20 protein-coding genes are annotated in these 23,546 nt (G+C 57.5%); 16 read left to right on the top strand and 4 right to left on the bottom strand.

Annotation, left to right across the window (positions count from 1 at the left end):
* Window positions 1-494: 494 nt before the first annotated feature.
* The 15 genes from ACE3NW_RS07845 (at window position 495) to ACE3NW_RS07775 (ending at window position 16,196) form a co-directional block, all read left to right on the top strand.
* Complete coding sequence (locus ACE3NW_RS07845; protein WP_374282131.1) at window positions 495-2,609, top strand: molybdopterin-dependent oxidoreductase; 2,115 nt, start codon at window positions 495-497, stop codon at window positions 2,607-2,609.
* An 88-nt stretch (window positions 2,610-2,697) separates the two neighbouring features.
* Window positions 2,698-3,204: a 4Fe-4S dicluster domain-containing protein gene (locus ACE3NW_RS07840; RefSeq protein WP_374282129.1), complete on the top strand. Its 507-nt coding sequence runs from the start codon at window positions 2,698-2,700 to the stop codon at window positions 3,202-3,204.
* Window positions 3,205-3,426: 222 nt separating this feature from the next.
* Complete coding sequence (locus tag ACE3NW_RS07835; RefSeq protein ID WP_374282127.1) at window positions 3,427-3,801, top strand: NADH-quinone oxidoreductase subunit A; 375 nt, start codon at window positions 3,427-3,429, stop codon at window positions 3,799-3,801.
* Window positions 3,789-4,331: an NADH-quinone oxidoreductase subunit B gene (locus ACE3NW_RS07830; protein ID WP_374282124.1), complete on the top strand. Its 543-nt coding sequence runs from the start codon at window positions 3,789-3,791 to the stop codon at window positions 4,329-4,331. Before ACE3NW_RS07835 ends, ACE3NW_RS07830 begins: the two co-directional genes overlap by 13 nt.
* On the top strand, window positions 4,313-4,870 hold the full coding sequence (locus ACE3NW_RS07825) for an NADH-quinone oxidoreductase subunit C (protein ID WP_374282122.1): 558 nt from the start codon (window positions 4,313-4,315) through the stop codon (window positions 4,868-4,870). The genes ACE3NW_RS07830 and ACE3NW_RS07825 overlap by 19 nt, the downstream gene beginning before the upstream one ends.
* Window positions 4,867-6,177, top strand: coding sequence for an NADH dehydrogenase (quinone) subunit D (gene nuoD / locus ACE3NW_RS07820; protein WP_374282120.1), 1,311 nt, complete (start codon window positions 4,867-4,869; stop codon window positions 6,175-6,177). Before ACE3NW_RS07825 ends, nuoD begins: the two co-directional genes overlap by 4 nt.
* Before the next feature lie 70 nt (window positions 6,178-6,247).
* Window positions 6,248-7,216 (top strand): NADH-quinone oxidoreductase subunit NuoH, encoded by a 969-nt coding sequence (gene nuoH, locus ACE3NW_RS07815; protein WP_374282118.1) that lies wholly within the window; start codon window positions 6,248-6,250, stop codon window positions 7,214-7,216.
* A gap of 171 nt (window positions 7,217-7,387) precedes the next feature.
* Window positions 7,388-8,065: an NADH-quinone oxidoreductase subunit NuoI gene (gene nuoI / locus ACE3NW_RS07810; protein ID WP_374282116.1), complete on the top strand. Its 678-nt coding sequence runs from the start codon at window positions 7,388-7,390 to the stop codon at window positions 8,063-8,065.
* 162 nt (window positions 8,066-8,227) lie between these two features.
* Window positions 8,228-8,812: an NADH-quinone oxidoreductase subunit J gene (locus ACE3NW_RS07805; protein WP_374282114.1), complete on the top strand. Its 585-nt coding sequence runs from the start codon at window positions 8,228-8,230 to the stop codon at window positions 8,810-8,812.
* On the top strand, window positions 8,809-9,111 hold the full coding sequence (nuoK, locus tag ACE3NW_RS07800) for an NADH-quinone oxidoreductase subunit NuoK (protein WP_374282112.1): 303 nt from the start codon (window positions 8,809-8,811) through the stop codon (window positions 9,109-9,111). The genes ACE3NW_RS07805 and nuoK overlap by 4 nt, the downstream gene beginning before the upstream one ends.
* A 1-nt stretch (window position 9,112) precedes the next feature.
* On the top strand, window positions 9,113-11,041 hold the full coding sequence (gene nuoL / locus ACE3NW_RS07795) for an NADH-quinone oxidoreductase subunit L (RefSeq protein WP_374282110.1): 1,929 nt from the start codon (window positions 9,113-9,115) through the stop codon (window positions 11,039-11,041).
* Between the two features lie 18 nt (window positions 11,042-11,059).
* Window positions 11,060-12,553: an NADH-quinone oxidoreductase subunit M gene (locus tag ACE3NW_RS07790; RefSeq protein WP_374282108.1), complete on the top strand. Its 1,494-nt coding sequence runs from the start codon at window positions 11,060-11,062 to the stop codon at window positions 12,551-12,553.
* A 141-nt stretch (window positions 12,554-12,694) separates the two neighbouring features.
* Entirely contained in the window at window positions 12,695-14,203 is a 1,509-nt protein-coding gene (locus ACE3NW_RS07785; protein WP_374282106.1) for an NADH-quinone oxidoreductase subunit N, read from the top strand.
* Between the two features lie 74 nt (window positions 14,204-14,277).
* Window positions 14,278-15,411 carry a sulfite exporter TauE/SafE family protein gene (locus tag ACE3NW_RS07780; protein ID WP_374282104.1) on the top strand — a complete coding sequence of 378 codons (1,134 nt, stop codon included), beginning with the start codon at window positions 14,278-14,280 and terminating at the stop codon, window positions 15,409-15,411.
* 74 nt (window positions 15,412-15,485) lie between these two features.
* Entirely contained in the window at window positions 15,486-16,196 is a 711-nt protein-coding gene (locus tag ACE3NW_RS07775; RefSeq protein WP_374282102.1) for a hypothetical protein, read from the top strand.
* Window positions 16,197-16,309: 113 nt separating this feature from the next.
* On the opposite strand, the gene ACE3NW_RS07770 is transcribed toward ACE3NW_RS07775, so the two are convergent.
* Window positions 16,310-17,404 (bottom strand): NADH:flavin oxidoreductase/NADH oxidase, encoded by a 1,095-nt coding sequence (locus ACE3NW_RS07770; protein ID WP_374282100.1) that lies wholly within the window; start codon window positions 17,402-17,404, stop codon window positions 16,310-16,312.
* Window positions 17,405-17,550: 146 nt separating this feature from the next.
* On the opposite strand from ACE3NW_RS07770, the gene ACE3NW_RS07765 reads away from it, so the two are divergent.
* Window positions 17,551-18,927, top strand: coding sequence for a serine hydrolase domain-containing protein (locus tag ACE3NW_RS07765; RefSeq protein WP_374282098.1), 1,377 nt, complete (start codon window positions 17,551-17,553; stop codon window positions 18,925-18,927).
* Window positions 18,928-19,126: 199 nt separating this feature from the next.
* Here ACE3NW_RS07765 and ACE3NW_RS07760 read toward each other — a convergent pair whose 3' ends face one another.
* The 3 genes from ACE3NW_RS07760 to ACE3NW_RS07750 all read right to left on the bottom strand — a co-directional run bounded on the left by ACE3NW_RS07760 (window position 19,127) and on the right by ACE3NW_RS07750 (window position 23,317).
* Entirely contained in the window at window positions 19,127-19,996 is an 870-nt protein-coding gene (locus ACE3NW_RS07760; protein ID WP_374282096.1) for an MBL fold metallo-hydrolase, read from the bottom strand.
* Window positions 19,997-20,053: 57 nt separating this feature from the next.
* Window positions 20,054-20,665 carry a rhodanese-like domain-containing protein gene (locus ACE3NW_RS07755; protein WP_374282094.1) on the bottom strand — a complete coding sequence of 204 codons (612 nt, stop codon included), beginning with the start codon at window positions 20,663-20,665 and terminating at the stop codon, window positions 20,054-20,056.
* A 405-nt stretch (window positions 20,666-21,070) separates the two neighbouring features.
* Window positions 21,071-23,317: a response regulator gene (locus tag ACE3NW_RS07750; protein ID WP_374282092.1), complete on the bottom strand. Its 2,247-nt coding sequence runs from the start codon at window positions 23,315-23,317 to the stop codon at window positions 21,071-21,073.
* Window positions 23,318-23,546 lie beyond the last annotated feature (229 nt).

The following is a 23,546-nucleotide window of genomic DNA, read 5'->3' as shown; positions in this document are numbered from 1 at the left end:
TATCTGATTACTTGATCTTATTCTTTTGTATGAATGATGCATATTGCTTGACTGGCGCATGTATTGTGTAGTGTTTTAGCGGGAAACGCATCTTGTTTAAAAAATTTAAAAGAAAAAAGGTTGGCAGGTGTCCGGGGAGCGTGTGAAATTAATATTTTATCACTATTGTATAAAAAAGCGTAAACTGTAACATGCTGAATACATATGAAAAAAAAGTTGAGTGGTCACTCAAATTAAAAAAAGTACAATTAATTTAAGCTTTAAAGAAAGTGTGTGAAAACAGGAACGTGGGTAGAAATGAAAATTGAGTTATGCTAACGACAAGGCTTCCTGATTCTTGTATCTGACAAAATTGGTACAGTTGCGGTGGTCTTGGTACGTTTTGGCATGGCGCAGCTGCGAATATGCAGTCATTTTTTTAAATGGTTTCGGGGCTGGCCCGTTACATTGCCGCTGGCAGACGTCAACATTCTTATTCGCACGAGAGAAGCACTATGGGCAGTATGCAGTTGGTTCAGAGTGTATGCGGAATGTGCACCGCCAGGTGTCCCATTTCGGTAGAAATAAATGACGGCGCTGTGGGTATGATTTACGGCAACCCGCACAGCCCGCTCAAGGGGGCCCTGTGTGCGCGCGGCGTAGCTGGCAAGGCCCTTGAGCGGGAGGCGGAGTGTCCGCAAACTCCGCTTATTCGCGTAGGCGAGCGGGGCGAGGGCAAGTGGAAAAAAGTTTCGTGGGACGAAGCCCTTGACTACGTGGCCCAAAAAATCGCCGCCGTGCAGCAGCAACACGGCAAGGAAGCCGTGCTGTGGTCAGACCGCGACGGCCCCTTTACCGACCTGTACCGTGGCTTTATGCGCGGCCTTGGTTCCCCCAATGTCTGTACACACAGCACTTCGTGCGATCTGAATACCCACCACGCCTGCAAGGCTGTTCTGGGCCTTGGGCGCGGCATGGCGGTAAACGACTTTGCCAACTGCAAACACATTGTGCTGCAAACCCGCAATATTTTTGAAGCCATCAATCTGGGCGAAGCCAGAACTGTCATGCAGGCCCTGCGCAAGGGCTGCAAGTTGACGGTTATCGACATCCGCCACAATGTTTCGGCCTCCAAGGCCAACGATTTTCTGCTCATTCGCCCCGGCACGGACTATGCTTTTAACCTGGGCATCATCAACACGCTCATTACGCAAAACCTGTACAACAAGGATTATGTGGACGCCCACACCACAGGCTTTGCAGAGCTTGCCCAGTTTGTGGCTCCCTACACGGCAGAGTGGGCGGCAGAGCAGTGCCAGGTTGACGCGCAGGCAATAGTGCGCCTTGCTCAGGCTCTTGCTGCTGCGGCCCCGCATGTCATCTGGCATCCCGGCTGGATGACCTCGCGCTATGCCGATTCGTTCCAGGTTTCACGCACGGCGCTTGTCATTACGGCCCTTCTGGGCGGCGCGGGCAACAAGGGCGGTATTGTGCCGGGTCGCACCCCCAAGGAATGCGGCAAGCCCGGACTCAAAAAATTTGTCGATCTGTACCCCGCCCCCAAGGGGCTGCGCGCCGATGGCCTGGGTACGGACAACAAGGCCTTTGATTCCGGCAAGGGCTTGCTGCACAAGGCTTTTGATGCCATCAGCAATCCCCCGCAGGGCGCGGCCCCGGTCAAGGCCTACATAGCCTGGCGGCACGATCCCTTGCAGGGCTTTCCCGATCCCGATGCCCTGCGCAAGCGCTTTGACGGCCTTGATCTGCTGGTGAGCGTGACGTTTTCGTGGTCTGACACGGCCTGGTATTCGGATGTGGTGCTGCCGCTTTCCACCTATCTTTCGCGCGAGAGCATCATTGCCACCAAGAACGGCCTGAAGCCCCAGTTTTTTGTGCGCAACCGCGCCATTCCGCCGCGCTACGATTCCAGGGCCGACTGGGAGATCATCAGCGGGCTTTCAAAGCGCCTTGGTCTCGACAAGCTGGCTTTTGAAACCGCCGAGGATGTGTGGCGGTATCAGCTTGAGGGCACAGGCCTCACCAGTGCAGACTTTACCGATAAAGGCTTTGTTTCGCTGACGAGCGACCCCTTGTATGTGGATTTGAAATCCTACTCGTTTCCCACGGCATCGGGCAAGGTTGAGCTGACCAGCGAGGGCTACGGCAAAGGCTGCGGCGTCAACATGCTGCCGCCCTACACCCCGCCCGCCTCGCCGCCTGAGGGGGCCTACCGCATCACCTTTGGGCGCGTGGCCGTTCACACCCAGGGGCATACCATCAATAATCCGCTGCTGCTTGAGCAGGTTCCCGAAAATACCGTGTGGATCAACAGCAAAAAGGCCAAGGCCGCAGGCATCAACCCCGGCGACAGGGTGAGTGTGCTCGACAGTGCCGGCAATGCCATGGGCGAGGCGGGGGTCAAGATAACCTCTGCCATCCATCCGGAGGCCATCTTTGTGGTACACGGTTTTGGGCACGACCTGCCCTGCGAAAGCCGGGCCTACAAACAGGGCATCTCTGACAGCAAATGCCTGCGCGGCGGCCTTGATATGCAGGATATGGGCGGCGGCGGGCTGGCCATGCAGGAACACTTTGTCACCCTGCAAAAAGTGGCACGCGCCAGCGTGTAGCAGCCCTTTGCGGATGGAGTCACGGGTACAGCCTGATACTGCGATACATATTTGGCACTAACCCACCGAGCAGCGTGGGAGGATGGTTATGAGCAAATATATTGTCATGCACAATTCGGCAGACTGCATTGGCTGCAAGGCCTGCGAGGTTCAGTGCCGCAGCCTGCACAACGGCGGGCCGGGAGCCTTTTTTTGCCGTGTTCTTTCTGTGGAGCAAACAGAACCCAAGCCCGCGCTGGGCTTTGTGTACACCTCGTGCTTTCACTGCGAAAACCCGTGGTGCGTCAAGGCTTGCCCCACAGGGGCCATGCGCCGCAGGCACGATGGTATTGTCTATGTGGAAAAAACGCTCTGCGTGGGCTGCAAGGCCTGCATTACTGCCTGCCCCTGGGCAGCGCCGCAGTGGAATGCCCAGACCGGCAAGGTGGACAAGTGCGACCTGTGCCGCGACCGCATAGATCAGGGCCTCAAGCCCGCCTGTGTGACCACCTGCGCCATGAGCTGCCTGCAATTTTCCTCGCCCGACGCGGCCAGCCAGGACAAAAGGCAGCAGTTTGCAGAGCAGATTCAGCGTAACAGGCCTGCCGGTCTGTAGGTGTTGCTGGCATGCGGGCCTGCTGCGGGCCTGATGCCGTAATGTAACGGATGTTTGCTGCCGCTGGCCGGGGTATTTATGGCTCCGGCCAGCGCAGAAGCAGCATTGCCGCAGGCAGGGTGTACCCCGCCGCACGATCCCCGGCCACAAAAGGGGAGGGCGGAACAGGCCTGCGACAATGGCCAGCCGGGATTGCCAGGAAATTCAACAAGGTGGCTTTTTATGGTGCGCACGGTTGCCGGAGAAGAGTATCTTGCCATTTTGCTGCTGCTGATCATTGCGCTGCTGTTTGGCGTGCTCACACTGTTTTTCGGGCGGTTTTTCCGCATGCGTCGGCCCTATCGCGAAAAGCTCATGCCTTATGAGTCCGGCAACGAGCCCACCGCTGCGCCCCGCACGCGTTTTTCCATCAAATTTTATTACGTTGCCATTCTTTTTGTCATCATCGATGTGGAAGCCATCTACCTCTACACCTGGGCGGTGGAGTTTGTGCGTCTGGGCAGCCTTGGGCTGGTAGAAATGCTTACCTTCATGACCCTGCTGGTACTGGCCTATGCCTATGCCTGGAAAAAGGGGGCTTTCGAATGGGTGAAGTAGTTACGCGCCCCGCTGCGCACGATGGCCAGCCCCTTGTGGTACACAAGGACGGCCTGCGGTTTTTTCCCGGGGCCAATGCCGTGCTTGGGCCGCTCAACGCCCTGGTCAACTGGGGGCGGTGCGGTTCCATCTGGCCGGTGACCTTTGGCCTTGCCTGCTGTGCCATCGAAATGATGGCCACGGGCGCATCCACCCACGATCTTGACCGTTTTGGCATCATTTTTCGCGCCAGCCCCCGGCAGGCCGACTGCATGGTGGTGGCCGGAACCCTGAGCAAAAAAATGGCCCCGGTGCTGCGGCGGGTTTACGACCAGATGCCCGAACCGCGCTATGTGCTTGCCATGGGCAGCTGCGCGTGCAGCGGCGGGCTTTTTCAGTCGTATGCCGTAACCCAGGGTGTGGATCAGATTGTGCCGGTAGACGTGTACGTGCCGGGCTGCCCCCCGCGACCAGAGGCGCTTTTTGACGGCTTTATCAAGTTGCAGGAGAAAATCAACAAGGAGCAATTTCGATGGAGTCCCTGGAGATAGCGCGTTTGCTGCGTGAGGCTTTTCCTCAGGAAGTGCTCGACATCAGGGAGCATCGCGGCCAGGTGGCCGTGCTGCTGCGCCACGATCGTATTCTTGACGTGCTGGTGTACGCCCGGCAGCACCTTGACCTGATGCACCTGCGCTCGCTCTGCGGGGTGGATAACAGCCGCCGTCACGAGGATGGCCTTGCTGCGTTTGAGGTGGTGTACAACCTGTATTCGGTAAACCAGCGCATTGCCCTGCGCCTGCGCGCCCAGCTGGACGACCCGGAGGCGGGCATTGATTCTGCCGTGCCGCTGTGGCCTGTGGCAAACTGGCTTGAGCGCGAGGTTTATGACCTCATGGGCATACACTTCAGGGGGCATCCCGATCTGCGCCGTATTCTGCTGCCCGATGACTGGCAGGGCCACCCGCTGCGCAAAACCTATCCAGTGCGCATTCCCTCGCGTGGCGTGCCGGAATGGCCGGGCCTGACCGAGTTGCAAGAGCATGCCAAAGAGGCGGATGCCCTGAGCTGGCAGGGAGGAGACGAGGCATGAGCGAAATCCGCAAAGAGAGCATTGAATGCCCCGTGCGCCACGGCCAGCCCGTGGGGCGGCAAAGCGCGCAGGAACTGCTGGGCGGCAGCGTGCCCCAGGGCGGGGATGACTTTGACTGTTTTGACGAAGGCAACGAAGACCGCACCAGCCTGCGCCTTGGCCCACAGCACCCCGCCACGCACGGCGTGCTGCGCCTCGACCTTGAGCTTGAGGGCGAAACCATTCTGAGCTGCGACCCGCAGGTGGGCTATCTGCACCGTGGCTTTGAAAAAATGGCCGAAACCTTCACCTACGCCCAAGCCCTCACCCTCACCGACCGGCTCGACTACATCGCCGCCATGTCCAACAATACGGGCTACTGCCTGGCGGTAGAAAAACTGCTGGGTGTGGAAGCCCCGCTGCGCGCCCGCTACATACGCACCATTGCCTGCGAAATGTCGCGCCTGTGCTCGCATTTGCTCTGGCTTGCCACCCACGCGCTCGACATCGGCGCCATGACAGTCTTTTTGTACTGCTTCCGCGAGCGCGAAATGCTGCTCGACCTGTTTGAAGACCTGTGCGGCGCGCGCCTTACCCTGACCTATCCGCGTATCGGCGGCGTGCGGCAGGACGTGACAGGCCGGTTTATGGACGGCTTGCAGGACTTTTTGAACATCTTTCCCCGGCGTATTGAAGAGTACGAAACCCTGCTCGACACCAACCGCATCTGGTTGCAGCGTACCGTGGGCGTGGGCGTGCTGAGCGGCGAAGAGGCGCTGGGGCTGGGCCTTACCGGGGCCTGTTTGCGCGGTTCGGGCGTGGATTACGATGTGCGCAAGCACGAACCCTACGATGCCTATGATCTGGTGGATTTTGAGGTTCCCCTTGGCAGCGATGGCGACATCTATGCCCGCTACCGCTGCCGTATGGAAGAAATGCGCCAGTCTGTGCGCATCTTGCAGCAGTGTGTGGACAACCTGCCCCCCGGCGCAACCCTTGCCGCCGATGCCCCCGATCTGCTCATGCCTTACAGGGCGTGGCGCAGCCAGGCCGAAACCGCTCTTTTTGGCGGCAGCCTGCGGCAGGTCATACACGACAACAATATCTACATGCCCGGCGATGTGTACGTGGCCACCGAGGCTCCCAAGGGCGAGCTTGGCTTCTACTTTGTGAGCGACGGCAGCAGCAGACCCTACCGCATGCACGTGCGCGGGCCGTCCTTTATCCACATTGGCGCGCTGGCAAGCATTGCTCCCGGCGGGCTCATTGCCGACCTTATCGCCAATATCGGCAGCATGGACGTGGTGTTGGGAGAATCAGACCGCTAGGCCGTTTCGGCAAAGAAATGGCCTGAAGACAGTATAGGGTTTACGGCTAAACAACTCTGGCAGGGAAACCATGAATGTTCTGGTAATTGTGCTGCAACTTGTCGTGCTTCTGGTAGTTGTGCTGCTGCACGTGGCCTATGCCACCTACTTTGAGCGCAAGGTCATCGGCCATATGCAAATGCGTATGGGCCCCACCCGCGTGGGCTGGCTTGGTTTGCTGCAACCCATTGCAGACGGCATCAAGAGCTTTTTTAAAGAAGACATCATTCCCTCAGAGGCAGACAAGCCCATATTCATGCTGGCTCCCATCATCTGCCTTGTGCCTGCCTTTGCCTCGCTGGCCATTCTGCCCTGGGCAGAGGGCTGGGCGCTTTCCAACATCAATATCGGCCTGCTCTTTGTTTTTGCCATGAGTTCCCTTGGGGGCTACGGCGTGGTGCTGGCTGGCTGGGCTTCCAATTCCAAATTCAGTTTTTTGGGCGGGCTGCGCGCTTCGGCCCAGGTTATCAGCTACGAAATCGCCATGGGCCTGAGCCTCGTGGGCGTTATGCTGCTCTCTGGCTCTCTCAATCTGGGCGACATTGTGGCGGCGCAGGGCCAGTCGTTTTTTGGCATGTTTGCCTTCCGCCAGTGCATTGGCTTCTTCATCTTCTGCGTGGCCATGCTGGCCGAAACCAACCGCGTGCCCTTTGACCTGCCCGAAGCGGAAAGCGAGCTCGTCTCCGGCTATTGCACGGAGTACAGCGGCATGCGCTACGCCCTGTTTTTCATGGCCGAATACACATCCATGTTCGTAATGGCCACCGTGGGCGTGGTGTGCTTTCTGGGCGGCTGGCGCGGGCCGGTGGAGCTGGGCTTTTTCCCGCCTTTCTGGCTGGTGCTCAAGGTTTACGGGGTCATGTTCTTCTTTTTCTGGGTGCGTGCCACCCTGCCGCGCTACCGCTACGACCAGCTCATGGCCCTTGGCTGGAAGGTGCTCATACCCCTGGCGCTTTTCAATATTGTGATCACTGCTCTGGGCAAGGCCCTTCTGGGCTAGGACCTGTTACCACTATGGCTCTTTTTCCCTCTGCCTGCGTCAGGAAGCCTTTTTATTCCGGTCGAGTACTGGAAGAGTACACTCCCTTCATGAAAAGGTTCCCTTTCTTGGTGGAGAACAAAATTTCTCATAGTTGTAACAGGCCCTAGGCCTGTTACGAGGAGAGCAAACATGCAGATTACGTACAAAGCGCCCCGCAACTGGCTGCAAACCCTGTTGCAGACAGAAATAGCCCAGGGCATGGCCCTGACCTTGCGGCGCATGTTCAACCGCCCCATCACGCGGCAGTACCCGGAAGAAAAACCCGTGGTTGCCGCCGGTTTTCGCGGGCGGCATGCCCTGGTGCGCGATGCCGCAACCGGCGACAGCCGCTGTGTTGCCTGCATGCGCTGCGCGCGGGTGTGCCCCTCGCACTGCATACGCATTCGCTGGAGCCGTGCGCAAGATAACAGCCGGGTGGTGCAGGCTTACAACATCGACGCTCTGCGCTGCATCTTCTGCGGCTACTGCGCCGAGGTCTGCCCGGTAAATGCCATTGTGCTTACAGAGGTGTACGCCTACGCCGCCAATGGCCGGGCCGCCTTCAGGTTTGACAAGCAGGCCCTGCTGGACAACTGGGACGAATTTGCAGCCCAGAAAGGCGACATGAGCGACTATGTGAACCCCCTGTGCCGCCCCCGCAACATGCCAGAAGGAACGCTTGCCCATGCCAAGCGCGTGCCTGTGGATTCGGAATGGAACGGCACAGAGCAGTGGGTGGGTGCAAATCTTCGCACGGCGCAAAACAAGGTAGATGCCACGCCGAATCAGGCAACGCCCGCAGCAGGGCAGGGCGGGGCAAAGGCATGAGCTGGCGGCTGATGCGCCCGGCCATGGAGCAGATTCTGGAGAGGGGTACGGTGCTGGCAAAAAACGCGGCATGCCCTGCCGCAAGCGCGGGCCGGACGTACGGCAGGCCTCCCTGCGGGGGGATTCTGGATCAGAGCGCAAGTCCACTGCGGAGGTGGAACAGTGTTTGGTGAAATATTTTTTCTCTACTGCGCCCTTGTTATCACCGTGTGCGGGGTGCTGGCCATAAGCCTGTGCAATCCCATACATTGCGTGTTGTTGGTGCTGTTGCTCTTCTTCCACATGGCGGCGGTGTATCTGACATTGCAGGCCGAGTTTCTGGCTGCCATTCAGATTATCGTTTACGCCGGGGCCATTCTGGTCATGTACCTGTTTGTGCTCTTTCTGGTGAATCTGCAACGCGAGCTGCGCCTGCCAGCCCTTACGCCAACGCCCGTGGTGGGCTATGCCCTGGCCGCCGCACTTTGTGGCGGCATGTTGTGGGGCGTGGCAGGATTTGTGCCGGGGGCCAAGGGCGCGTGGCCCCTTGAGACCCTGAGTGAGGTAACGCACACCAAAGCCCTGAGCCGCGAGCTGTTTACCCACCATTTTCTCTCGCTTGAAATTGCGGGCGTGCTGCTGCTGATAGCACTGGTGGCGGCCCTGACCCTGGCGCGCAAGCAGCCTGCTGCCGTTCCTGCCCAGGAACAGCAGGACGGGAGCTGTCAGTGTGTGCACGGCAACAATGACCAAGGAGGCGCGGCGTGATTCCCCTTTCCTGGTACATGGCGCTGGCAACGGTGCTGTTTTGCATAGGCGTGGCCGGTTTTCTCACGCGCCGCAACATCATAGTCATGCTGCTTTCGCTTGAGTTGATGCTCAACGGGGTCAACCTCAATCTGGTTGCCATGAGCTATTTTATGGACGCTCTGCGCGGGCAGGCTTTTACCGTGTTCATCATTACCGTGGCCGCCTGCGAGGCAGCCGTGGGGCTGGGCATTGTGATCTGCCTGTTCCGCAGCCGCAGAAGCGTGCGCAGTGAACACATCACCACCATGCGGGGGTAACATGCCAATATATTTGCTGCTTATTCCCTTTTGTCCCTTGCTGGCCTTTGCACTTACCCTGATTTGTGGCCGATACTGGGGCGAACGTGCGCACTGGCTGCCCATTGCCGGTATTGTCACCTCGCTGGTCTGCGCGTTGCTGGCCCTGCGCGATGTGCTGGGTGGCACGGTGGTCAATGCCGATATGCACACCTGGATAGCCTCTGGCAATCTGCGCGTGACCTTTGGCTTTCTGGTGGATCAGCTCACAGCGGTGATGCTGGTGGTTGTGACCAGCGTGAGCACCCTTGTGCATATCTATTCCGTTGGCTACATGCGGGGCGAAAAAGGCTATTACCGCTTTTTTGCCTATCTTGGCCTGTTTTCCTTTTCCATGCTCATGCTGGTTATGGGCAACAACTTTTTGCAGCTCTTTTTTGGCTGGGAGGCGGTGGGCCTTTCGTCCTATCTGCTCATCGGCTTTTATTACGAAAAGGATTCTGCCTCAGACGCTGGAAAAAAGGCCTTTATCGTCAACAGGTTTGGCGACTTTGGCTTTTTGCTGGGGCTGTTTTGCATCTTTGGCGTATTTGGCAGCCTGCACTATGCGGATGTGTTGCCCAGGGCAGCCGTGCTTGAGGGCATGACCTTTACCCTGGCGGGCCATGTGGTCAGCGCGCCCACGCTCATCTGCCTGCTGCTGTTTTGCGGCGCTGTGGGCAAGTCGGCCCAGCTGCCCCTGCACGTATGGCTGCCCGATGCCATGGAAGGCCCCACCCCGGTGAGCGCGCTTATCCACGCGGCCACCATGGTTACGGCGGGCGTGTTTATGCTGGCGCGCTGCAATGCCCTGTTTGCGCTTTCGCCCACGGCCCTGGCCGTCATTACCGTGGTGGGCGCGGTGACAACCCTGTTTGCCGCCACCATCGCTCTCACGCAGACCGACATCAAAAGGGTGGTGGCCTATTCCACCATCAGCCAGCTTGCCTACATGTTCATTGCCTGTGGCGTGGGTGCATACGGGGCCGGGGTGTTCCATCTGTTCACGCACGCCTTTTTCAAGGCATTGCTGTTCCTTGGCTGCGGCTCTGTGATTCTGGGCATGCACCACGAGCAGGATATGCGCTCCATGGGTGGCCTGGGCAAACACATGCCCGTGACCAACGCCACCTTTTTGCTGGCCTCGCTCTCCATTGCGGGTGTGCCGGGGCTGGCCGGGTTTTTCAGCAAGGATGAGATTCTGCTCATGGCCTTCAATGCCGGTACGTTTACAGGCTACCTGGCCTGGGGCGTGGGCGTGCTGGTGGCATTTATGACGGCATTTTATTCCTTCCGTCTGTATTTCAGCGTCTTTACAGGTGAATTCAGGGGCACGCATCACCAGCGCGAACACCTGCACGAATCGCCGCTTGTGGTAACGGTTCCTCTGCTGGTGCTGGCCGTGGGGGCTGTGGCCTCTGGCTGGCTGGGCATTCCGCATGTTTTGGGCGGCTCCAACCACTGGGCGGAATTTCTTGCGCCGGTGACGGGGCATCCGCACGTGCATGTGTCAGCCAGTGTCGAGCTTGGGCTTATGGCTGTTTCTGTGGCGGCGGGCGTGGCGGGCATCAGCCTGGCGTGGCTTATGTACTGCCGCAGACCCGAACTGCCGGGCAAGGTGGCCAGCACCTTTGCGGGCCTGTACCGTTTGTTTTCGCACAAGTACTGGGTGGACGAAATCTATGTGGCCTGCCTGGTGCGCCCCGCACTGTGGCTGGCAGACAACGTGCTGCTGCGCGTGGTGGACACGCGGGGCATAGATGGTGTGGTCAACGGCGTGCCGCGTGCCATTGGCAGGCTTTCCACAAGCCTGCGCAGGCTTCAGGACGGGCAGGTGGCGCACTCTCTGGCGTGGCTGGCAGGCGGCGTTGCCGCGCTTTTGCTGGTCTTGCAACTGGGCATTTTTTCCTAACAACGGCGGGGAGATCGCATGTCTGTACCTGTTCTTTCCTTGCTCATCATTGTGCCTCTGGCGGGTGGGCTTTCCCTGCTGGCTGTTTCGCGCCGCAACGAGCTTGCCATCAGGCTTGGCACGCTTGCCGTGTGCCTGCTTGAACTGTGCCTCAGCTTTGTGGCCCTGAGCCGTTTTGATAAAGGCCTGTGGCAGATGCAACTGGTGGAACACCACCCCTGGATAGAAAGCCTGAACATCAGTTACGCCCTGGGCGTGGACGGTATAAGCGTGCTTTTTCTGCCGCTTACGGCCCTCATAACGCTTATGGGTGTGGCGGTTTCGTACAAAAGTATCACGGTCAAGGCCAAGGAGTTTTTCATCAGCCTGCTGCTGCTTGAAAGCGCCATGGTGGGCGTGTTTTGCGCCACCGACCTCATGCTGTTCTATATTTTCTGGGAAGCCATGCTCATTCCCATGTTTCTGCTCATCGGCGTATGGGGCGGGCCGCGCCGCATTTACGCCACGGTTAAATTCTTTTTGTACACGTTGCTGGGCAGTCTGCTTATGCTGCTGGGTATCATCACGCTGTACCTCAAGGGCGGGCATACCTTTGATATTGCGGCCCTTGCACGCAACAGCTTTGATCCCCGGCTGCAACTGCTGCTTTTCTGGGCGTTTTTTGCGGCCTTTGCGGTCAAGGTTCCCATGTGGCCCGTACACACATGGCTGCCCGATGCGCATACCGAAGCGCCCACGGCTGCCTCGGTAATTCTGGCGGGCGTGCTTATCAAAATGGGCGCTTACGGCTTTTTGCGCTTTTCGCTGCCGCTGTTTCCCTATGCGGCCTGGGTGCTGCTCAAGCCCATGCTGGTGCTTTCTGTAATCGCCATTGTGTACGGTGCGCTGGTCTGCCTGGCGCAGACCGACGTAAAACGGCTGATTGCCTACAGCTCGGTGAGCCACATGGGTTTTGTGACCCTGGGCATGTTTGCGCTGACGCAAAAGGGCGTGGAAGGTTCCATTTTGCAGATGATCAACCACGGCATAGTGACGGGCGCGCTCTTTTTGGGAGTGGGCATGCTGTACGACCGCACCCACACCCGCGAGATACGCGTGTACGGCGGGCTTGCCTCTGTCATGCCCCTGCTGTCGGCGTTCTTCATGCTTTTTACGCTGGCTGCGGTGGGCCTGCCCGGCACAAACGGTTTTGTGGGCGAATTCCTTATTCTGCTCGGCGGGTTTGAGCGTGCGCCCTGGGCGGCGGTGGTGGCATCGTCTGGCCTGATACTGGGCGCGTGGTACATGCTGTGGCTGTATCAGCGGGTGTTTTTCCGCAAGGTTTCAGAAACCGTGAGCGGGCTGGCTGGCGAAACGCTGGATATGCGCGAGGTAGCCATACTGCTGGTCATGGCCGTGCTGATCATTGGCATTGGTATTTTCCCCAATGTGTTGCTGGAATACATGCACGCCTCGGTGGAACATCTGGTGACAGATACCCAGCAGGCCTTTGCGGCTTTTTCTGTAAACTAGACAGGCTGTGGGCCGCGCGGCACAGGCCGCCAGCGGCTCAGGCACAGTAATTGATAGCGGCCCGGCCCAGGGTCGCAGGCGAGGCACAGCCCCACAGGGGCAAGTGCCCCGCAGCACAAGGGCAACACCATAGGAGCTATCATGACAGCCATATCCGTAGCGCCTCTTTCGGCCCTGCCGTTGCTGAAAGATCTTCCGGCCCTGCTGCCGGAGCTGACGCTCTTGGTCACGGCCATCGGTTTGCTGTGCAGCGACATGTTCTTTCCCAAAGAGAGGGCATTTCTGCAATGGTTGACGGTGGTTGGCGCAGTGGCGACCCTTGCGTCCCTTGTGGCGGTTTCTGCTGGCGGTGGAGTAGCTGCTTTTGACGGAATGTTCCGCGCCGATGGCTTTGGCGCACTCTTTAAAGCTGTTTGCGTCATGGCACTTGCATTTACGGCGTTAATGAGCGAAAGTTTTTTTTCACATGCCCAAATGCGTCAGGGTGAATATTACTGCCTTGCGGTGTGTTCAACATTGGGTATGTGCGTCATGGCATCGGCAGGCGACCTTATTGTGCTTTATCTGGGCCTTGAGCTCATGGCACTGCCCATCTATGCCCTGGCTGCCCTGCGCACCAGCGATACGCGCAGCAGCGAATCGGCTATCAAATACTTTTTGATGGGCAGTTTCGCTTCGGCACTGTTGCTGTTTGGCATGTCCCTGCTGTATGGGCTTACCGGGCACACAGAGCTGGCGCAGATCGCCGCTGCCTTGCCCGTTGCCGCAAACGGGCAAACGCTGCCCGCCCTGGTTGTTGCTTTGGCCCTAATGCTGGCAGGCATGGGTTTCAAGGTGGCAGCCGCGCCCTTTCATGTGTGGGTTCCCGACGTGTACGAAGGCGCGCCCACAACCGTGACCGCCTTTATGTCGGTGGCGGCCAAAACGGCCAGCTTTGCCGTGCTTGCGCGCGTTCTGGTCATGGCCCTGCCGCAGCTGGGCGCTCAGTGGAGCGGGGCGTTGGCGCTCATGGCCGCATTGACAATGCTTCTGGGCAATATTGCCGCTGTTATGCAAACCAGCCTCAAGCGCATGCTGGCGTATTCGGCCATAGCCCATGCGGGTTATGCGCTGTTGGGAATCGCCGCTGGCACTGCCGGTGGGCTACGCGCCACAGCCGCGTATTTGACCATTTATCTGTGCATGAACATGGGGGCCTTTGCCATCATGGGCTACCTTGCCGTGTACGGGCAAAAACTGGGCAATAATCCCCTGGCCGATGCGGGGGAAGACCTGGATGACTACGCCGGCCTTGCCGCGCGGCATCCCGCCCTGGCTGCGGCCATGCTGGTTTTTCTTTTTTCACTGACGGGCATTCCGCCGACTGCGGGCTTTATGGGCAAATTCATGCTCTTTAAAGAAGCCTTTGCGGCAGGATACACGATGACGGTGCTTGTGGCTGTGGTCAGCAGCACCATCTCGGCCTGGTATTATCTTGGCGTGGCACGACGCATGTATATGCAGGACGCCCCGGCAAATCACCCCGCACCTATTCAGGCAGCCTCGGGCGGTGCGGGTGTGAGGGCGGTTCTTCTGTTCTGTCTGGCAGGTGTGGTGCTGTGGGGCGTTTTTCCACAGTGGCTGCTCACATGGGTACATGTGTTTTTTTAGGAATCCGCTTTGAGGGGCGTTTTCCGGCATTATAATCCGTTGCGCGTGCGCAGCGTTGATCGGGAGGAGTTGGAATGAAAAACAAATGGATTCTTTTGGGCGTAGTAGCCTCGCTTGCGGTGCTGGCCGCCAGCGCAGCCTTTGCTGCCGATGGCAGCGTGCTTGCCAATGCCATTGCCAAACAGGTGGAGACCGCCCCTGAAACCCTGAACATGCAGGCCGAACCCGGCTATCTGGGTATTCCCGGCGGCCCCAAGGTCAACATGATTCTGGCCTTTGGCTGGGCCTTGTGGGTGGGCTGGATTTTCTCGACCGTGGGCGCTTTTGGCGGCGTTATGGCTGGCGTGGGCCACATGACCGTACACGGCCTTGGGGCGTATGCCAAATCTTTTGGCAAAACGCCGCTCAACAAGTCTGTTACCGACTCGGTGCGCGCCTCTAACCAAATGCTCGCCGGTCTTTCTGCCGTTATCAGCACGTTCAGCTACTACCGCATGAAGCGCCTTGTGCTGCCCCTGGGCTTCGCCCTGGGCCTTGGCTCCATTGTGGGCGCTTTTGGCGCTGTTTCGCTCACCGCTGGCAAACTGAACTTCTCGTCCTACCAGGGCTATTTTGGTCTTTTCGTGCTGGTGTTGGGCCTGTACCTGATGTGGGAAACCTCGCCCGCAGGCCAGCGCTCCAAGGCCAAGGCCAAGGAAGCCGCCAAGGCTTTTGAAGCTGCCGCCAAGTCCAAGGCTGAAGGCGTTGCCGTGCCCACGGGCGTGAAGCTCATCAAGTTTACCCTTACCACCTGCCAGTTCACCTTCTGCGGCGTGGAATTTGCTTTCAATCCGTTGGTTCCCTTCCTGGGCGGCGTGGTTATCGCCAGCATCGCGGCCTTCCTTGGCGTGGGCGGCGGCTTTTTGCTTGTGCCCTTCATCACCAGCGTAACCCAGCTGCCCATGTACCTGGCTGCCGGTACGTCTGCTCTGGCCGTGCTGCTCAGCATGATCACCGGTATCACCACCCTCATGCTGCACGGCGCGCTGGTGGACTGGAACCTGGTTGGCCTTGAACTGGCCGGTATCGCCGTGGGCTCCATTGTTGGCCCCTACACCTCGCGTTTCTTCTCTGAAATCTGGTTGAAGCGCCTGTTTATCGTGCTGGCCCTGTATGTGGGTACGGACTACATTCTGCGCGGTTTCTTCAACATCAAGATGTTTGGCTAATTTCGGGCATTGCCCGAACAGAGCTGAATATATGAACAAACACTGCATCTCCCTGGCATGCCCAAGGGGATGCAGTGTTTGCGTTTGCTTACAACCATCAACACGCCCGTGCGCCGGTGCTGCACAGCGCCCCCGGCGCAAATAACGGAGCTGCCGAGCTTATGGAAGAACTTCTGGTCTGGCTTGACCCGTATTTTGTGCTGCCGTACCGCATTGTGGGGCAGCCAGAGGCTGCCTACTTTATTGGCACTGCCACCCTTGCCCTGATGACAGCCCTTGTTGGCATCGCCACCCTGCGCATGGCCCAGCGCATGCACCGCAAACGCCTGAAGCAGTTGCAGGACGACATGCGCCACTACCACGAGCTGAGCGAGTCTGCCTTGCAGAATTCGGGCAAGGAGGCATTCAAGGCTGTTAATCGTCAGGGTCACGAGGCTTTTGGCTACTATTTTTCGCTCAGCAATGCCCTGTTTGTGGCATCGCTGTGGCCTGTGCCCATTGTGCTGGCCTGGATGAAGCTGCGCTTTGGCCTTATCAGCCCAGAGCTGCCCTTTAGTTTGCCCTTGTTTGGCAACCAGCCGAGCATGGTTTTCTGGTTTATTCTTTTTTATATTCCGCTGCGCATGTTCAGCAACAAAACCATCACGCGCTGGCAGCTGCGCCGGGGCTGGGCACAGGCGCAAACGCAGGATTTGGGCGCGCAGGGATCGCCGGCTGTGGCTCAGACCGAGGGACGGGCAGAAGCGGAGAATCAGACCGGAACCCCCAAGGTGGACAAGCCCTAGCTGGCAGGTTTGCAAATTTTTTTTGCTGCACATGGCAGTAAAGACAGAAGGCCCAACATCCTGAAGATGCGGGCCTTCTGTCTTTATATGCTGCGCAATGACTGCGGCGAGGATCAGGCAAACAGGTCTTTTACGTTGTGCGGTTTGCAGCGCAGATACTGCGGCGGTGCGGCAATGGTCTGCCCCAGGGCGGCCGCTGCGTGCCAGACCCAGCGCGGGTCGTACATCATGGCGCGGCCAATGGCCACCATATCGGCCTGACCAGTCACCACTATGCTGGCGGCAAGCTCTGGTTCTGTGATGAGGCCAACGGCTATGACGGGCAGTTCGGTTACCGCCGCCCTGACCGCAGCCGCAAGCCCAACCTGATAGCCGGGCGCAAGGCTGATGCGCTGCTCTGGCGCAAGCCCGCCGCCAGAAACGTGAATGTAGGCCGCACCGGCTTTTTCCAGAGTTTGGGCAAAAGTGGCGCATTCCTGCACATTCCAGCCTTCGTCAATAAAGTCTGTGCCAGAAACGCGCACACCCACAGGGTAGTTGGCCGGAACAGCGGCAAGCACGGCTGCCAGCACCTCGAGCGGAAAGCGCATTCTGTTTTCGAGGCTGCCGCCGTAGGCATCGGTGCGGGCATTGCTGAGCGGCGAGAGAAACTCGTGCATCAGATAGCCGTGGGCCGCGTGCAGTTCTATGAGGTTGTACCCTGCGCGTACCGCCCGTTTGGCTGTAGCCACAAAGGATTCTGTGAGCCGGGCAATGTCTGCGGCGGTGAGCTCTGCCGGGGTTTGGTGTCCCGGCGCAAAGGGCAGGGGCGAAGGCGCGCATATTTCCCACCCAGCGCCGTCGGGGGGCAGCGGTTTGCCGCCTTCCCACGGGCGGCCTGTGGAACCCTTGCGTCCCGCATGCCCGATCTGAATGCCCATGGGCGTTGACGAATACGAGCGTATGGCATCAAGCATGCCCTTGTGAGCGGCTTCCTGCGCGTCATTCCACAGGCCCAGATCCTGCGGCGAGATGCGCCCGGCAGGCTCCACAGCGGTTGCTTCCACTATCACCAGACCAGCGCCGGATGCGGCAAGGTTGCCGTAGTGCATGGTATGCCAGTTGACGGGCAGGCCGTCCTCTGCCGAATACTGATCCATGGGAGGGACAACAATGCGGTTGTTCAGGTTCAGATTTTTGAGTTTTATGGGAGAGAAGAGTGGATTCATGGTGTCCTCCTGCGTGTTCTGTATCATATGAAAATGCTATCTGTTTGTTAAGCGTCAACCCAAGGGACTGAAGCTATTTACATATGCCGGTAAACATGGCTCAATCGGCGGTAGTTGCGAGAGCGCATTCACCCCTGGGAGGCAGCATGGCTCTTACGTTGAAGTGCCGGTGTGGATTGGCGGACAGGCTGCGCGGCCTGCCCCTTATTGTGACGCTTGTTGCCACCCTTGGTGTTTGGTCTGGCTGGGGCCCCGCCGTAATCAGCGCCAGTGCTGCCAGCCCGTCTGCCCCCTCGGCAGATGCCGCGCAGCCAGAAGCCGTATCGGCAGATGCCGCCTTGTCGGGCCGCCTTGATGCCGTGCTGCACAATGCTCTGGCGCAACAGCAGATTGTGGGCGCGGTTGTTGTGGCCGCCCGTGATGGACAGATTGTGTACCAGCGGGCCGTGGGCATGGCCGACCGCGAAAACGGCAAGGCCATGAGCCTTGATACGCGTTTTCGGCTGGCTTCCATGAGCAAGGCCGTCGTAAGCGTGGCCGCTCTGGCCTTGGCAGACCAGGGCATGATCGGGTTGGATGATCCCGTAACCCGCTGGATTCCCTCGTTCACCCCCATGTTTCGGGGCAAGGTGGAGCAGGGCATTACCATACGTAATCTGCTCACCCACACTGCCGGGCTTTCATACGGATTTCTGGAACCGGCAGACGGCCCCATGGCGCAGGCCGAGGTCTCTGACGGTCTGGATAACCCGCCTATCACGCTTGAAGAAAACATCTGGCGGCTCGCATCTGTGCCGCTGTATTACGAGCCCGGCACTGGCTGGCGATATTCTCTCGCCATTGACGTGCTGGGCGAGGTTGTTTCGAGAGCCGGAGGAGACACCCTGCCCGCAGTGGTCAAAAATCTTGTTACCGGCCCGCTGGGCATGACTGCCACGGGCTTTGTGGCCGACAAGCCCGAAATGCTTGCCGCTGCCTATGTGTGGGCCGATGGCAAGCCCCGCCTCATGGCAGAAACAGAAATTGTGCCCCACGGCAATTCGGCCACGCGCTATGAACCGGGCCGCGCGCTGGATGAGCAGGCCTTTCCCTCTGGCGGGGCGGGAATGGTGGGTACGGCTGTTGACTACCTGAAATTTCTGGAAGCCCTGCGGCAAGAGGGCGGCCCGGTTTTGAAGCCGCAAACCGCCAGGGCCATGACCGCCGATCAGGTGTCACCCATATTTTCGCAAAGGCAGAATGTGCCTGAAGGAAAAAACAGTGACGTGGTGGCTCCCGGCTGGGGCTTTGGCTTTGGCGGGGCGGTGCTGCTGCACCCCGAAAAAGCTGAATACGGCGCAGGCGAAGGAACCCTGAGCTGGAGCGGCGCTTACGGAAGCCATTTTTTTATGGATCGCAACAACGGCATTTCCTTTGTAGTGCTGACCAACACCACGCCCACGGGCATGGCCGGGCCTTTTGCCGTATCGCTGGCTCAGGCCGTGTACGGAAATACAGCGGCTGACAAAGCCAAAAAGAAGTAGTGCGCAAGCGTACAGCCCTTTTTAAACCTTGCCCTTTCTGGCAATTCGGGAGCGCAGCGCTTTTGCTTGTCTGACGCTATGGTACATGCACAGCCCACTGTTTAGCCCCTCCGGCACGAGATTTTTCGTGTCGGAGGGGCTTGCAGTTACGGGGAATCATGTTGCCCGTTTCAAGCTGGCGTATGCGCTGCTGGCCGTATTACATGCGGTTCAGCGGCAGTTTCACATACTGCATGCCGCCAACGGCCTTGCCAAAACGGCCTGTGCGCATGTTGGCCTGTAGCGAGGGCAAGATCAGCGGCGGTACAGCCTTGCCAGAGTCGTCGGCGCGTCGTTTGGCCACAAATTCTGCCTTTCCCACATGCTGGTTGAGGCGCACGTTGGCGTTTTTCTGCTCGGCAACGGTGGCCATGCACTGCGGCCCGCGCACGCCTTCGGGCGGGTAGTCGTGCCCCACATAGATGCGCAGGTCGTCTGGCAGGGCAAAGAGCTTGCGCGATGAATCGTAAGAATCCTCTGCGCTACCACCGGGAAAGTCACATCTGCCTGAGCCCACATCTGGCAGAAAGATGGTGTCACCCACAAAGGCTGCATTGCCCACAATATAGGTTGTGTCTGCCGGGGTATGCCCGGGAGTGTGGATTATTTTTGCGGGCATGTCGGCAATGGTGAATTCTTCGTCATTGTCAAACAGGTGGTCAAAGGCAGAGCCGTCTGCCGGGGTGTCCTCCTGCGTTTGAAAAATGGGCGTCCAGGTGGCGATGATATCCAGCATATGTTTGCTGATGGCGATTTTGCCGCCCATTTTTTCCTTGATATGGCTGGCGGCTGTAATGTGGTCGGCATGGATGTGCGTTTCAAGAATCCATTCGACCACCAGGTTTTGCTGACGAACAAAATTGATGACGGCATCTGCCGAAGCCGTGGACGTGCGGCAGGCGTGCAGATCGAAATCGAGCACGCTGTCTATGATGGCGCAACGGCGCTGGGCGTCTGTTGCAGACCAGACCACATATGTCCAGGTGGCGGTGACGGGATCAAAAAATCCGCGCACGTTGGGTGCAGACATGGCGAACTCCTTTGCAAATGGCATTGGTGTAAATTCTGGCAATCTCTGCAAGCAGCGCTACTGGCAGCTTGCGCCGGGGCTTTTGCCTGCACCGATGGGGCAGGCAGCGCCCGCGCAGCCCTTTTTGTTCCAGGGCGCACGAGTAAGCAGCAGCGCAAGGCCGCACCAGTTGGTAAGGCCAGAAAAAACCTGTCCGCAGCCAATAAAGAGCGCGCCAAGCAAGAATGCCTTGTGTACAAAAAGGCCCAGCAACACAAAAAGGGCTGTGAGCGCTCCGGCCACCAGACGAACCTGTCTGTCGAGGGTGGGCGAGGTTTCTCCGGTCTTGGGCAGCGCCTGCCCAACCGTGTCAAAACCGGCCTCCTTGCAGGCGGCAAGGCCACCTTCAATGACGGTTACGTCGGCAAAACCGGCTTCGGCAAATTTGGCCGCAGCCGTTTGCGCACGCTTGCCGCTGGCACAAAGGGTAAAGATGGGGGTTTCGGGCAAGGCCCCGCTGCGCAGGGCAACCATGTGCGGATCAAGCTCTGTTACCGGAGCCAGGGTTGCCGGAAGTGCGAGGCGTTTTTCTGCAAATTCCATGGGGCTGCGCACGTCTACGATGAGCGCCTGCTTGAGGTCTTTTTGCCGCAGGGCCTGTGCGCTGATACTTTTAACGGCTGTCATCATTGGCCTCCTTGGGGAGTTGGCCTCCGGGTGACTGTGGAGGAAGACGTTATTGCAGGGTGTGCTGCAATGTGCCATTGGGTGCTGTGCTATAAAAACAGTACATCAATACTGCCAAACTGCAAAGCCGTACAGGCTGTGATAAATTATGCAAGCAGTAGTGGCCGGTACGGGTGTACCTTGGCTGTATGAGTGTGCCGTGTGGCTGTAATATCGTATTGAATTAATCTGATTTGCGGCACGTGATCGTAACAACAGCCATACTTGCATGTAAGAATAACCACTGGCAGACACATGGCAAGTGATCTTGGTGCAGAGCGCCCAAGGGGAAGAAAAAAAGAGGTGGCAGCAGGGCTGGCCAAGGGCAGTGTGTCAAGAGTTTAAAGCGGCGCAGGCCAGAGCAGGCACTCAGGCCGGGGAGGAAAGGAACTGCCGCAGGGTGGCAAGCAGTTTGGGAACAACTATTGGTTTTTCCAAAAAATCGTCCATGCCTGCTTCAAAGGCGTTTTGAATTTCGTCCGAAAAAACATTGGCAGAAAGGGCCACAATGGGGGTTTCCATGTCAAATTCGCGAATTTCGCGCGTGGCCTGATAGCCGTCCATAACTGGCATGCGAATATCCATCAGTACGATGTGGTAGTGGCCTTTGCCTGCCATTTCAACGGCTTCCTGACCGTTGAAAGCCTGATCGCAGGCCATGCCTTCATTTTCAAGCAGTTCTTTCAGAATTTCGCTGTTGATCTCGTTGTCTTCGCAGATCAGGGCTCTTTTTCCCTTGAGCTCCACGGTATCCGTTTGCCGCACGGCTTTGTCGTAATAGGCGGCGATGTCGTCCTTGCTGGCCTTTTTGTGCGGCAACATCAGGGTAAATGTTGTTCCCTTGCCGGGCTCAGAGACGCAGGAAATAGAGCCATCAAGAATGTCCACCAGCTTTTTGGCAATGGCCAGGCCAAGGCCGCTGCCAGAGCTGGAATTTGCGCTTTCCTGGGTAAAGGGGGCGTACATGGTGGCCTGAAATTCTTTGCTGATTCCAGGCCCGTTGTCTGAAATGACGTGCGTTACGGTAATGCTGTCGGCATCTTCGCCGCTTACATCATTGTGCCATATGATTGTGCCGCCCGGCTGGGTATATTTAACCGCATTGTTCAACAAATTTACAATAATCTGTTGAACTTTGCGCGTGTCTATCTGTGTATGGCAGCTTGATACAGCGCAGTTAAAATGTGTTATGAATGTTATGTCTTTTGCTTCAGCCTGCGGTCGAATGATTGATTCAATGTTTTTGGCGCTTGCCGCATTGGTGCAGATGTTCGGTTTTAGATCGACCTTGCCGTTGGAAATTTTTTGCAGATCAAGAATGTCAGAGAGGATGCCCAAAAGAAAATTCGAGCAGGTCTTGATTGTGGAAAAAACCTTGATGTGCTCAGGCTTGAGCCGTTTTTTCAGCTCAATATCAGAATAGCCGATAATGGTGGTAAGCGGTGTGCGCATGTCGTGGCTCATGCGCAATAAAAAGTCCAGCTTGGCATGGTTGGCCTGGCGTTCTTTTTCCAGGGCTGTCTGCAACCGTGAATTCAGCTCTACCACATCGTTGCGCAGCCGAACCTCGCTTGTAACGTCTTCGAAACTGCCCACCAGCCCGATAATTTTACCATCTTCCATCAGCGGGCTTTTGCTGGCGACAATGTGGCGGTTTTCGCCCTTGCAAAAGCACATGCCGGGTACACGGGTGGTGGTTTCGCCCTGCAAAACGCGCAGTTCGTCATTTTTATAGGGGTCGGGATCGCTGTGCCAGCCCATGTCCTCATCATTTTTGCCCAGCAGCACCTGTTCTGAGCCAAAGCCATAATATTCCAGAAAAGACCTGTTCACACCAATGAAGCGCCTTTCGGCATCTTTCCAGAAGATGGAAGCCTGCGTGGTATCGAGAATTTTTTGTAGCAGAGCCTGATTCTGTCTGCTGTGGGCTTCAGTCTGCTTTTCACTGGAGATATCCAAAAAAGCGATTTGCAGCAGCTTTTGCTCAATAATCCATGCTAGATGTGCGCGAATCCATCGGCCTTGCGCCTGCGCAGGGGCGAGCCTGCATTCAAAGGTGTGCGCCTCGCTGCCACGCACAAAGGCGGCCAGGGTGCTGTCCACACGCTCTGCATCTGCCTCGTCCACCTGCATGATCTTGCTGATCGTAAAATAGCTGCCCGCACAGTGCCCCGATACGCCAGTGAGGGTGCGCGCCTCGCGGTTCATGTAAGAGCAGTGGAGCCCATGAGAGCCAGTGACGATTCTCAGGCGGATAATGCCAATGGGAATATTGCCAAGAATGTCTGTGGACTTGTGCTCGGCCTCGGCAATCCACAGCGCGCACGCGTCTTCTGCAATTGGCTGACAGCGGCAATTGAAAAAACGGTTGAGGCTGCTACTGTAATCTGTCCATTCTTCAAGCTTTTTATTTTCAATTGCACTGTATAAATAGTTTTTAACGTCAATAATATCTTCAAGAGAGGCGAACTCAATATTGTTCTTAAGAATTTTAGTGAGCGCCTTGTTGGAAGCGGTAATAGAAAAGCTGTTGTCCTCGTGATGCTGCAAAAGGCAAGATGCAATATCTATGGAACCATTCCATAACATAAATTGTTCTGGCAGGTCTTTTTTCATGGGAATAGTTCCTGAAGTAAGACTGGAATTGTCACATTGTATTCAGATTCATTTAAATATAAAAAACAGTTAGTGTAAATATAGATTGCCCTGGTAAATGAAACGCGGTTTCAAGTTCAAAGTGCAACACCCAGTCCTTGGGTATTGGCGTCTTCTAAAAAAACTTCATAGGGTGTCTTAAACCCAAGGCATTTTCTAGGCCGCCAGTTCAAGCGGCACATTGCCGCTA

The organism is Desulfovibrio sp. (assembly GCF_041907885.1).
Taxonomy (GTDB): domain Bacteria; phylum Desulfobacterota; class Desulfovibrionia; order Desulfovibrionales; family Desulfovibrionaceae; genus Desulfovibrio.
Note: the sequence above shows the minus strand (reverse complement) of the source record. Positions and strands in the feature narration are given on the sequence as shown.